The following is a 12,683-nucleotide window of genomic DNA, read 5'->3' as shown; positions in this document are numbered from 1 at the left end:
AAGTGGTGCTTGTTATTGTACTTTTGTAAAATGAGTGAAAAAGGAAAAAAGATATTTCTGGCATTAAGTATTGCGGTGCCTTTTTTGATATACTGTGTCTATTACTATGGCATGATGGTGAAGAATGCACCTTATAAGTTTGCTGAGTTTGAATCGCTGACACTTAAATACGGAACCGGAGACAGCCTTATTAATCAGTATGACTCCAAAACCATGAATTACCAGTATCTCAATGACCGGGATTCACTGGTGAAGAAGCAGGTGAAATTAACCAAGGATGATCTTTTATATCTCCACAGGAAAGCTGTAGAATATGGATTCTGGGATTTTCCGTCTGACATGCGTGCCTCTGAAAAAGGAACTCCGGGTTCACCGCGTTATTACCTGGAATATAAATACCAGCGAAAGACGAAGAGCGTGGTGTTTGACGTGAATTATAACGGCAATCCTAAGCTAAAAGATGCAGTCAGGGGATTGATTGAGACGGTAAATAAGTCCATCAATACCGCAGAGGGCCGAATAGCTGCGAACTAAGATGAAGCATTGTAAAGCAGGATCAGAATATGAAGGCACTTCTTCTTATTGATATTCAAAACGATTTTCTCGAAGGCGGAGCCCTGGCTGTTCCGGGCGGAGATGCTATAATAGATATTGTAAATAGTTTCCAGGAGCAATTCGAGCTGGTAGTCGCCACGCAGGACTGGCATCCGGAGGGGCATCGCAGTTTTGCTTCTGCACACGCGGGAAAAGAGCTTTTTGAAAAGACCATGCTGAACGGGCTCGAACAGGTGTTGTGGCCTGATCATTGTGTTCAGGGAACGCCGGGAGCCGAATTTTCATCCCGCCTTCATCAGAACCGTATTGAAGCAATCTTCCGAAAGGGCACAGATCCTGAAATTGACAGCTATAGTGGTTTCTATGATAATGGCAAACGGAAATCAACTGCGCTGGCTGAGTATTTAAAGGGAAAAGGAGTTGCTGAATTATATGTGGCCGGACTAGCAGCGGATTTTTGTGTCTATTATTCGGTGAAGGATGCGCTGAATGAAGGATTTAATACCTGTCTGATCGAAAATGCCACGAGGCCTATTGATAACAATGCCTTTTCTTTTGTGAAAGAGGATATTATCTCACGGGGAGGAAAGATCGTAAGCATTTGATCTGGTAAAACGTACAAAGGGCTCAACAATAGCAAGCCTTTCTTGTTGTTCCATTGCTATGGAAGACGAATATCTTTTTGAGAAAGAACAGAAAATTCCGGAAGACCCTTTTTATATAGAGGCTGACGTATTTGACACAGGCGATTACAGCCGGTTGCTTGTTGTTCCCTGCGGCACAAAGTATATTTTAGTTTTAAATGACGAGCATTTGTGCACACTTGAACTTACCTGTGATGAGCCTGTATGCTGGGAGCAGGAAGAGGGGAATCTGGATGATGAAATCGTTGAAAGGCTCGGAAAAGCTATAAATGGCTATTCTGTCTAAAGATGTCTCCACCTGTTCACTCAAAAGAATAGAAAAGGCAAAAAAATGTAAAATCCCCTCAATAATATCCTCCTTTTAATTATTTTTAGCGCCTAAATCCGGAAACTGGAGTTTCTGGTATAACAAGCCGTAAAATAAAGATGAACCAATTTATGCATGCTGGGAAATTCAACACGGAAGCAGGAAATCTCAGACCTGTGAATTCGTTGAATTGCCGGATCCGGTTCAGTTAAAGCATGAGAGGTTCGAATCTAACTTAAGAACAAATAATTGTAAATGAAGATTTTAAAATTTGGCGGAACATCAGTAGGCAATCCGGAGCGGATGAAAAAGCTGCTTGACATTATCCGTCCTGAAGAAAAGCAAATTGTAGTATTGTCTGCGGTAGCGGGTACCACAAACAACCTGGTTGAAATTTCTCAAGCTTATCTGGACGGCGATAAGCGTAAGGCAAAACAACTTACGGACGCTCTTTATGAAAAGTACAAGACATTTGTTCATGAATTATTTACCACGGAAGAAGGACGCAATAACGGAAAAGAGCTGATTGATTATCATTTTACTCTGATCGGATCTTTTTCTACTGACCTTTTTACGCCGGTTGAAGAAAAAATAATCCTGGCACAGGGAGAACTATTATCCACCACCTTATATCATTTTTACCTCACTGAGATTGGTGTGAGATCGGTGCTGCTGCCAGCACTTGATTTCATGAAGATCGATGAAGACAATGAACCTGTGATAGAATATATCGGATCGCGCTTACAGCCACTTCTGGACAGCCGTGCAGATCAAACACTCTTTATCACACAAGGATATATCTGCCGGAACTCCTTCGGCGAAATAGATAACCTGCGCAGGGGAGGAAGTGATTATACGGCATCCCTTATCGGAGCGGCAATCAGGGCTGACGAGGTACAAATCTGGACGGATATCGATGGGATGCACAATAACGATCCGCGGATCGTTAAGGGAACAAAACCTATTGCACAGCTGTCTTTTGACGAAGCAGCAGAGCTTGCGTATTTCGGTGCGAAGATCCTGCATCCGCAAAGCGTATTTCCGGCTCAGAAGTATAAAATTCCTGTGCGTCTTCTTAATACCATGGATCCTGATGCTGCCGGCACCCTGATCACCAATGAAAGCGAGAAGGGGAAAATTAAGTCTATTGCGGCGAAGGACGGAATTGTTGCTATCAAGATCCATTCGAGCAGAATGCTTTTGGCTTACGGGTTCCTCAGGAAAGTTTTTGAGATATTTGAAAGGTATAAAACACCTATCGATATGATCACCACATCTGAAGTTGCGGTATCTGTTACGATTGATGATCTGAAATATCTGGATGATATCCTGAAAGACCTCAATGATTTCGGTTCTGTTGAGGTGGAAACCAATCAGACGATTGTTTGTGTAGTGGGAGACTTTTCTTTTGAATCACATGGCTTCGCAGCGCGTGTTTTTGATTCTCTGAAGCATATCTCCATTAAGATGATCTCTTATGGCGCCAGCAACTGCAATATTTCACTCCTTGTAGATAATGCTGATAAAACTGAAGCACTAAGGAGTCTGCACGACCGTTTATTTTAATTAAATCCGGACCTTCCGGAGAAGGATAATTCAAAGAATGTTTTCTAAAGATATATCAGGCCGTTTTGAGTCTGAACAGACTCCGTTTTATCATTATGATCTGCCATTATTGAAGCAGACATTAAGTGAGTGCGCAGAGGCGGCTGCATCTTACGGCTTTCATGTGCACTATGCCATGAAAGCTAATTTTAATTCCCGCATCCTCCAGTTAGTAAAGGATGCAGGCTTTGGCGCTGATTGTGTAAGTGGCAACGAGGTGAATAAGGCTATTGAGATCGGGTTTTCTCCTGAAAAGGTTGTGTTTGCAGGGGTGGGTAAGTCTGACCGCGAAATAACTGAGGCCCTGAATCACAATATTTTTTGCTTTAACGTCGAATCTGTCCAGGAACTGGAAGTGATCAATGATCTGGCATTGAAAGCAGGGAAGAAGGCGCGGGTAGCCCTTAGAATCAATCCTAATGTGGATGCTCATACCCATCACAATATTACAACCGGCCTGGCCGAGAATAAATTTGGCATTAATCAGTGGGAGCTCCCCGCGTGTGCCGAGGTTCTCACTCATGCAAAGGCGCTGTGGCTTGAGGGGATCCATTTTCATATCGGATCGCAGATCACCGATCTTAATGTATTTAAGAGTTTATGCGTTAAGGTGAATGAGATCAAGGTCTGGTTTGAAGAAAGAGGATTCAATATCCGGGTGCTGAACGTGGGAGGTGGGCTTGGTATTGATTACTATCAACCTGATGTCCATTCAATTGCGGATTTCAAAGGATATTTCGGAATATTTAACCAGTTCCTTGAACGAAAGCACGGACAGGAAGTTCATTTTGAACTCGGAAGAGCTCTGGTTGCTGCCTGCGGCTCGCTGATAAGCCGGGTGCTGTATGTAAAAAAGGGCATTAAGAAGAATTTCCTGGTTCTCGATGCAGGAATGACAGAGTTAATGCGTCCTGCGCTGTATCAGGCTTACCATAAGATAGAGAATATTTCGAAGGCGGAGAACGAAGGTCTGGTCAGGTATGATGTGGTAGGGCCGATCTGCGAATCTACAGACTGCTTTGGGAAAGAGGTGGAATTGCCTGAGTCGGAGCGGGGAGATCTGGTTGCCATACGAACTGCCGGTGCTTATGGAGAAGTGATGGCGTCACGGTATAATCTCAGGGATGAAATAAGGTTCCTTTATTCCGAGTGAAATTTTGTTTTACTATCAGATAGCTTATTGACAAAGTAAGCTATCTCATCAATATTGAGGATATAGTCGACAACACTTAAGGCCAGGGCCTGGTTGGGCATATAAGGCATTTCTGCCGAACCGGGGTTCTGAGCAGCTGTTATGCCTCCGGCTGAATGGATCGTTTTCAGTCCCAGCGCTCCGTCTGCGTTAGCACCTGAGAGGAGTATTCCGGCCAGATTACCTTCCAGCGCATCTGCTGCGGTTTGAAAGGTTACGTCAATAGAAGGCCTTGAATAGTTTACTTTTTCTGAGTAGTCCAGGGAAAGAGTCAGATTCTTTTCTACGAGCAAATGATAATCTGCGGGAGCCAGGTAGATGACGCCCGGCCTCAAATATTCTTTTTCTTCAGCTTCTTTTACAGTAAGAGAGGTTCTTGTCGCGAAAAGATCGCTGAGGCTCGAATCAAAAGTGCTCTTCCTGTGGAGAACGATGATCACAGGAAAGCGAAGGTCGTGACTGAGCGGTGGAAGCATGCGAAGGATCACGTCAAGACTGCCGGCAGAACCCCCGATTACCACAAGATCAACTGGTGAGGCTAAGCTATTTTTCGCCATATCTTTTCTTTGTCTGTCTGCTTGAACCGCGCTGCTATATTAGAAAACCGGAGTGTTTCTTTTGAACCCAAAGCCAGGAAGCCAAGATTTTCAAGGCTCTCCTCAAATAAATCAAATACCCGTGTTTGAAGGTCCTTGTCAAAATAGATTAGTACATTCCGGCATAAAATAAGCTGAAATACGTTGAAAGAGCGGTCTGAAACCAGATTGTGAGTAGAAAAGATCATTTTTTTCCGGAATCTGTCGTCAAATATCACTTTGTCGTAATTCGCCGTGTAATACTGGGAGAATTCCTTTTTTCCGCCTGAAGAAATATAATTTTCTGAATATTGCTTCATGTGAGCTAAAGAGAAGATCCCTTTCCTTGCTTTGTCAAGAACCTCGGGGTTTATGTCTGTTGCATAGAGTAAAGATTTGTGAAGAAGATTTGCTTCTTCGAGAAGAACAGCCATCGAATAGACTTCTTCGCCTGAGGAACACCCTGCATGCCAGATCCTGATGAACGGATACGTTCCTAGTGTCGGCAGTACGTTTTCCCGCAAAGACTTGTAGAATGGCGGATCACGAAACATCTCGGTTACTGTTACCGTGATCTGCTCCACAAACCGTTTCAGATAATCCGGGTCTGCCTTGATCCTGTATCTGAACTCTGCAAAGCTTAAAAATCGGTCTAATATATATAAGCGGTTTACTCTCCTTTTGATTGATGCTTTTGAATACTCTGTAAAATCATACCCGTACAGTTCCAGTAAGTCATTCAGTAATGTTTCTACATCAGTGTCCTTTAATGCATTTTGCTCCATTTAGTTATCGTAAATTCTTAAAAATCTTTTCAACAGGTCTTCAAGCGCATCTACGTCTATCGGTTTCGATATATAGGCATTAGCGCCGGCGTTCAGGCATTTTTCGCGATCGCCTACCATTGCCTGCGCTGTTACAGCGATGATGGGTACATCGGCGAGAGATTTTTCATTTCTGATCCAGCTCATAGCTTCGTAGCCATCCATATCAGGCATCATCATATCCATAAGAATTATGCCAATATCCTCCCTCGTCTGCAAAATCTTCAAACCTTCTGCGGCGCCATTTGCAGTCAGACACCTGTACCCCTTTGATTTAAGGACAGCCACCAGTGCAAAAATATTGCGTGGCTCATCATCGATAATTAAAATATAGCGTTGCATAACAGATTTACATTGATTTATCATAAAGCCATACCCGTAGAAGAGAAATTAACTGATCTATATCGACAGGTTTCGAGATATAGTCAGAGGCACCGGCTTTTATGCATTTTTCCCTATCGCCAACCATCGCTTTTGCCGTAACCGCCAGTATCGGAATATTCCTGAACTTGGGGTTTCTCCGGATCAGAGCAGTACTTTCATAGCCATCCATTTCGGGCATCATCATGTCCATCAGCACAACATCGGTTTGCGGGTTCTCTTCAAGAACGCGAAGAGCTTCCTTTCCGTCGGTGGCGGATATGACTTTCATTTTCAGCTGTTCCAGGGCTTTACTAAGGGAGAAGATGTTCCTGACGTCGTCATCGGCAATCAGTACGGTCTTGTCTTTCAGTACTTCATTTAACACGACCAGGTTCTTCTTTTTCGAATCAGTTTTTTCAGGTACCTGTTTTTCTGCAACAAGATGAAGGAACAATGCCACTTCATCAAGAATTCTTTGATAAGAGTGTGCAGTTTTCATGACAATACTGTCTGCATATTGCTTTATCCTGCTTTCCTCTGCTTTGGATAAATTCTTACCCGTAAAAATGATGATTGGAAGGTTTTCAAGGCCCGGCGTCTTCTTCACGGTTTCAAGGGTCTCGTAGGCCGACATATCGGGAATGCCCATATCCAGGATAACACAATTGATGCTGTCTTTCATCAGTGCCTCGACACCTTCCGTTACCGACCCCTTAATTTCTGGTGTAACGTTTGACGATTCCAGGAAGTAAGCCAGCGCTTTTGCATGCTTCGGGTTCTCTTCAATGATCAGGACCTTTTTAGGATGCCTGTTCAGAGCGTCCTCGATCCGGGTGAAGATCCTTTTCATTTCATCAATAGCGAGAGGTTTATTAATGAAGTCTATCGCTCCTTTAACAAGACTTTCTTTTTTTGCTTCCATAGACGACATCATGTGTACTGGAATATGCCTGGTCTGCGGATCGCCTTTCAGCTCTTCCATCACTTCCCATCCGTCTTTTACAGGCAGCTGGATATCGAGCAGGATGGCCTGGGGCTTGTAAGCTCTTGCCATATCAATTCCTTCATCGCCCCTCACTGCGATAATCCCCTTATAGTTATTGCGGTGGGTGTATTCCAGTAGTGCTCTGGCAAACCCCGTGTCGTCTTCAACGATCAGTATTATTTTGTCATTTTCCGTAATATTGTCCCTGTCGTCGGGCACAGTACTTGGGATAAAGGGTACTACAAACTTCTTTTTTTCTGCAGCTCCGCTTTCGGACTCCTGATGTGGTTTTTGAGGAAATGCTTCAGCTATCAGTTCGGGTAAAGATAACTGTGGTGCCTCGTTTTCAATCACTTCGGGTGATACCGGCACTATTACGGTGAATTCACTTCCCCTGTCCGGTTCGCTGGTCAGCCTGATCTCTCCGCCTAATAATTTCGCCAGCTCCCTGCTGATCGATAAGCCCAGGCCAGTGCCTCCGTATTTTCTCCTTGTCGACCCGTCTGCCTGTTGAAATGCCTCGAAAATATGGTCCTGCTTTTCTGCCGGGATCCCAATTCCGGTATCTTTTACAGAAATATTGACGTAATTCTTCTTAGCTGGAGAAACCGATAAAGTAACAGAGCCCCTGGAAGTGAACTTCAGCGCGTTAGAAAGCAAATTCTTCAGGATCTGCTCCAGTCTCATCTTATCGATCCTGATTTTTTCAGGAAGATCTTCTTTGATTTCCGTAATGAATTCAAGGTTCTTTTCCCGTGCTATCGGAGAGAACAAGGATTTCATGTCGGAGAGTATGTCTGATAACGCAACATCCGCAAACTCGAGATCCATCTTTCCTGCTTCTATTTTTGATAAGTCGAGGATCTCATCAATGAGGGCAAGCAATCCGTTTCCGGAGGTGTTGATGACTTTGGCGTACTCAATTTGTTCGTCATTCAGGTTGGTGTCGTTATTTTCAGACAGCAGCCTTGAAAGAAGGAGGATTGAATTAAGCGGAGTACGCAGCTCGTGCGACATATTAGCCAGGAATTCCGATTTGTATTTTGTACTTACTTCAAGCTCCTCAGCCTTTTTCTGTATATCAAGGTTCCTTTCAACGATCAGCTGGTTTTTCTCTTCAAGCGCTTTGCTTCGCTCTTCGAGTTCCTGGTTTGCCTGCAGCAGTTCCTCCTGCTGTACTTTAAGTTCTTCTTCAGATGCCTGTAACTTTTGAGTCTGAGCTTCCAGCTCGGTATTCAGGTTCTCAAGTTCACTATGCTGGGCCTGCAGCTCTTCAGACTGTGCCTGGGTCTCTTCGAGCAGCTCCTGCAGTTTTTGACGGCTTTGAGCCGTGTTAATGGCTATTCCGATGTTATGTGCAGCTGTGTTAAGGTATTCAAGTTCCAGGACGCTGTATTCCATAATGGAGCCCAGTTCAATCACCCCCATGATCTTATTTTCAAACATCACCGGGAATACAATGATTGTCGCGGGGGTGATATCGGCACTTGCGGTACTTATTCTTAACGTATCTTCGGGAATGTCTGTGATGATTATTTGTTTTTTGTCCTTCAGGCATTGTCCGACGACACCCTGGTCCTTTTTAATATTTATTTTTTTTGCGCTGTTATCTAAAGAATAGGCCCCTGTCAGCTGAAGAGTATCTTCGTTCTCCAGCAAATAAAAGGCACCTACCTGGCTGCCGGTATACTCTGCAATAAAGCGAATGATATTTTGTGCGAGCGGCTCTACATCTACCACACTGATCATTTTATCGTTCAGGGAAGCGATGCCTGTCTGGAGCCATTCCTTGTCGGATACAATCCTGAAGGAATACTCAAGTGACTCAGCCATTTTATTCAACGAAGCTGCAAGGCTTCCCAGGTTGTCCTTTTCGTTCTCGTTCACGATTCGTGTTTTATAATCTCCTTTAGATATTTTTTCTGCAACGTCTTCAATAATTTCAATCCTGGTAGTGAGTTCATGCTCTTTTTTCTGAAGGGCATTATATAACTCTGCCCTTTGATCGAAATCTTTGGAAGCTCTTAAGTAAGAAACAATGGTGATGATGACCGAAAGAATTGCAGCGAGAATAATAAGAACCGGAGTATAGGCGGCGAAGCGGTTCAACGTCTCGGAGCGTGAGGTTAGTAACTCTGTTTCCATATCCTGCATCCGCTTAACCAGGCGCCTGGCGGCGTCCATACTGGTTTTGCCATCGAGCATGTCGTTCGCTGTGATTGCCCGGTTTTCCCTTTTCATCACCAATATATCGTCGAGCCGCTTAAGCCGTTCCGTGATAATCGATTCCAGTTCATCGCAGTTCTTTTGCTGAACGGGATTATCACTGGTCATTTTCCGTATTATCCTGACGGAAGATTCAGCCCTCTCGAATGCACCGTTGTATGGTTCAAGGAACTGATCAATACCTGTTAACAGGTATCCGCGCTGGCCTGTCTCTGCATCCTTCAAAATGGAAATCGTATTCTCCAGCTCAAGTATAAGCTGGCTGGTGTGGTTTACCATTTTTGAACTATTCAGGAGGTTCGCGATGCAAACATAAGAGGCTATTGAACTGACAATCAATAAAAAGAGAGAAAGTCCATAGCCAATCCGCAGATTTCGTGTAATAGTTGCTTTCATATGAAATATAAAATCTTTTGCGTATCCGGTAGTCTGTCTTAAATGTTATTCATTTGGTATAACTGGTATGCTGAAGTAAAAAACGGATCCTTCACCCGGGGTGCTTTCAACCCCATATGTCCCATTGTGACGTTTTATGATTTCAGAACAAATATATAATCCAATACCTAATCCCTGAAATCTGTGTGAAGTTTCTTCTACCCGGTAGAACTTTTTAAAGACGTTTGCTTTTTTATCACCGGAAATCCCGACGCCAAAGTCGCGTACGTGAACGAACAGATGATGATCCTGAGTGATATGACTTTCAATGTGTACCTCGGTGCTGTCAGGAGAATATTTTATAGCGTTGGTCAGGTAATTAAGAAGTACCTGTTCGAGCCTTATCTCGTCGCCATACACCTGCACATTGGCGCTGCCTTTTCTGATGATGGAGATATCTTTGTTAGTCTGTCTTATAATATCGATACTGTTTTCCAGCAAAGGTTCGAATTCGAACAGCTTTTTGTTGAATTTTAATTTGCCACTTTCAATCTTTGATACGTCGAGCAGATCGGCTATAAGGCTATGTAATTTCTCAATCTGCAATTGTGTCCTCTCCAGATACTTGCCCGTTTCTCCGGTGCGTGCAGCGTTATCCTCAAACGAACGTTCAAGTAACTGCATGTATGCTTTGATACTGGTTAATGGTGTTTTTAATTCGTGACTGGCAATACTTAAAAACTCATCTTTCCTTTTTTCTGCTTGTTTCTGCTCTTCAATATCCGTGAAAGTCCCTACCCATTTTACAATTTCGTTTGACTCCTTTACAGGACTTACTCTCAAAAGGTGACATCTGTACCTGTCTTCATTCAGCTTCTTTATCCGGACTTCCAGCTGAAGCGATCCTCCGCTTCTTAATGTTTTCTTCCATTCTTTTTCTACAGATGGATCATCAGGATGGGAGGCTGGAAATTCATTTTCAGAAGAAGAGTAGTCAAACCAATGCTGATTTACGAATTCTATTATTCCGTCACTCTTGGCTGTAAAGGCAATTTGCGGGATACTTTCGAGAATTGTACGAAGCTCCTGAACCCTTTCACGAAGTTCGGCCTGAGCTTGTTTACGGAATTCTATTTCAGCCCTGAGTGCGAGTTGTGCTTCATTAAGTTCCCTGGTTTGCTCATACAAACGGTGTAAGGTTTTTACTTTTAGGATGAAAATATCGGGATCAACAGGCTTGGTGACGTAATCTATCCCGCCTGAAGCATATCCCTTCGTGATAAACCTTTTTTCCGTATTTACTGCGGAAAGGAAAATGATCGGGATATCTTTTGATTTGCTGTAGCCGCTAATGGTCTCAGCGACTTCGAACCCGTCCATTCCCGGCATCTGTACATCAAGGATGATGAGTGAATATGTATTTTTTAGTATTTTTTTTAAGGCATCTTCGCCTGACAGAGCTGAATCTACCTTGAAATTATGGATCTCCAGTGTTTTTTTTAAGGAAAAGATGTTTTCCGGTTTGTCGTCAACTATTAAAATCATTATACGCAGTAAGTCCGTTCGGTCAAATATAGTGTATCGGAGCTCTATTCAAAGAGACGGAATGACATTATAAAAGCCTTTTAGCTCATCATTAAAAATAAGTAACACAACTTAACAAGCAGGAAGGTGGGAATGTTTGTAAAAAAGAAAGCTTTGCGTAGATATACCTGGCAAGGATGCGCTTAAGACAAGTTTTTTCTCACATTTGATTGAATATGAGAAAAATAATGGTCAAAAATGGAGAAAGAGAATATTGTATTAGCAGGGTTTTTATTTAAATTTGTTATTCGTAAAACTACTTATCTAAATTAATGTTTTGGGGCTTCAGTTTACTGAAGCCTTTTTTGTATACTTTTTATTACATAAGTCTGAATAACTATCCACCCGGATAAATGAAATTTTAATCAGTTATCCGTAATCCGGTTGTTTAGGGCTTTTAAAAGCGCGGCATACCTTTTGTACCTCTTCCGGTAACCCAATCTTTAATACTATGAAAATATTTGCAATCAGAAGGACTCATTTTTTTAGGTTATATGTATCTATTAAAAAAGAGATAAAGTCGACATACACTCCTCCTCAAATGAGAATAATAAAAGGAGGGCAGCATCCTCTCCAGGTAGCATGAAAATAGGGGCTGTAATAAATTTTGAAAAATAGTAAACTTTTTGAATCGTGACTTTGTTTCAGAACAGAGAAAGGTAAATATTTGATTGTTAGTTTTTTATTAAGTCTGATAAGCAGCGAAAGGGGAAGAAAAAAATCGTGTGTGTGACTTAAAAAAGTAAAAAATGGCAAGGTTTAAATTATTTGTCCTGATGATGGTGATAGCCGCCGGCATGACTGCGGTACAAGCGCAAAGCAAAAAGGAAATCATCGAAATGCTCACTCAAAAGGTCGACAGTCTGCAAAAGAAGCTGAATGCAAAGAATGAGAGCGTCCATGCACTTGAAATAAAGCTGGCGAAATTTGAGGGCGCCTCGGAAGCACACAACGAAATAATAAAACGCCTTGAAAACAGACAGGATAGTTTAAAAGATTCTCTTTCTGCGAAGACAACTCTTATTGGAGCACTCACATCTGAGAGGACTAAGCTGGTAGCAGATTTGCAGTCTTACCAGGTGAGAGATCAGGCATGGGTGGCCCTGCATGATTCATTACAATCCGAAATTCAATTATTAAGATCGAATACTGCTTCTTTGTCCGCTCCTCCAAAAGCGATGGCTAAAACCCCTGTTCATCAATCAGTAACGAGAACGACTCCTCCTGTTGCAGTTCCTGCTAATACGCCGCCTGCAGCTGCACAAAACGCTGCCCGTAAAGTACCTGCATCTGCAGTAGAAAGTGCCAAACTTCTTGAGAAGCCCGCACCGGCGGCTTCAGAAGATGCAGGGACGGATGTAAATCAGGCTCCCACTGAATCAACGGTTGAAAAGGTTGAAAATTAGTTTTCTGTTATTAGAAATACACAGAGTTGTATGAATTCATGC

General features: G+C 42.8%; 11 protein-coding genes. 6 read left to right on the top strand and 5 right to left on the bottom strand.

The features are described from left to right. The 5 genes from DDR33_RS04270 to lysA form a co-directional block, all read left to right on the top strand. On the top strand, nucleotides 1-534 hold a 534-nt coding region (locus DDR33_RS04270; RefSeq protein ID WP_238387658.1), incomplete at its 5' end, for a hypothetical protein. Nucleotides 535-563: 29 nt separating this feature from the next. Beyond that, nucleotides 564-1,160: a bifunctional nicotinamidase/pyrazinamidase gene (gene pncA / locus DDR33_RS04265; protein WP_109414512.1), complete on the top strand. Its 597-nt coding sequence runs from the start codon at nucleotides 564-566 to the stop codon at nucleotides 1,158-1,160. 58 nt (nucleotides 1,161-1,218) lie between these two features. Beyond that, nucleotides 1,219-1,485 carry a hypothetical protein gene (locus DDR33_RS04260; RefSeq protein WP_109414511.1) on the top strand — a complete coding sequence of 89 codons (267 nt, stop codon included), beginning with the start codon at nucleotides 1,219-1,221 and terminating at the stop codon, nucleotides 1,483-1,485. A 276-nt stretch (nucleotides 1,486-1,761) separates the two neighbouring features. Next, nucleotides 1,762-3,072, top strand: coding sequence for an aspartate kinase (locus DDR33_RS04255; RefSeq protein WP_109414510.1), 1,311 nt, complete (start codon nucleotides 1,762-1,764; stop codon nucleotides 3,070-3,072). Between the two features lie 37 nt (nucleotides 3,073-3,109). Further along, complete coding sequence (lysA, locus tag DDR33_RS04250) at nucleotides 3,110-4,264, top strand: diaminopimelate decarboxylase (RefSeq protein WP_109414509.1); 1,155 nt, start codon at nucleotides 3,110-3,112, stop codon at nucleotides 4,262-4,264. Here lysA and DDR33_RS04245 read toward each other — a convergent pair. From DDR33_RS04245 to DDR33_RS04225, 5 genes are read right to left on the bottom strand one after another with little or no spacing between them, the layout of a single operon-like run. After that, nucleotides 4,252-4,860: a chemotaxis protein CheB gene (locus tag DDR33_RS04245; protein ID WP_109414508.1), complete on the bottom strand. Its 609-nt coding sequence runs from the start codon at nucleotides 4,858-4,860 to the stop codon at nucleotides 4,252-4,254. The two genes, lysA and DDR33_RS04245, sit on opposite strands and share 13 nt — an antisense overlap. Continuing rightward, nucleotides 4,842-5,663, bottom strand: a complete 822-nt coding sequence (locus DDR33_RS04240) for a CheR family methyltransferase (protein ID WP_109414507.1) — start codon at nucleotides 5,661-5,663, stop codon at nucleotides 4,842-4,844. The genes DDR33_RS04245 and DDR33_RS04240 overlap by 19 nt, the downstream gene beginning before the upstream one ends. Next, complete coding sequence (locus DDR33_RS04235) at nucleotides 5,664-6,044, bottom strand: response regulator (protein ID WP_109414569.1); 381 nt, start codon at nucleotides 6,042-6,044, stop codon at nucleotides 5,664-5,666. Between the two features lie 7 nt (nucleotides 6,045-6,051). Next, nucleotides 6,052-9,672, bottom strand: a complete 3,621-nt coding sequence (locus DDR33_RS04230) for a response regulator (RefSeq protein WP_109414506.1) — start codon at nucleotides 9,670-9,672, stop codon at nucleotides 6,052-6,054. 45 nt (nucleotides 9,673-9,717) lie between these two features. After that, nucleotides 9,718-11,196 (bottom strand): ATP-binding response regulator, encoded by a 1,479-nt coding sequence (locus tag DDR33_RS04225; protein WP_109414505.1) that lies wholly within the window; start codon nucleotides 11,194-11,196, stop codon nucleotides 9,718-9,720. Between the two features lie 788 nt (nucleotides 11,197-11,984). Between DDR33_RS04225 and DDR33_RS04220 the strand changes: the two genes are divergently transcribed. Continuing rightward, on the top strand, nucleotides 11,985-12,641 hold the full coding sequence (locus DDR33_RS04220) for a hypothetical protein (protein WP_146198697.1): 657 nt from the start codon (nucleotides 11,985-11,987) through the stop codon (nucleotides 12,639-12,641). The last annotated feature ends 42 nt before the right edge of the window (nucleotides 12,642-12,683 follow it).

It is taken from the genome of Pararcticibacter amylolyticus, from assembly GCF_003130405.1.
In the GTDB taxonomy this organism is placed as follows: domain Bacteria; phylum Bacteroidota; class Bacteroidia; order Sphingobacteriales; family Sphingobacteriaceae; genus Arcticibacter; species Arcticibacter amylolyticus.
Note: the sequence above shows the minus strand (reverse complement) of the source record. Positions and strands in the feature narration are given on the sequence as shown.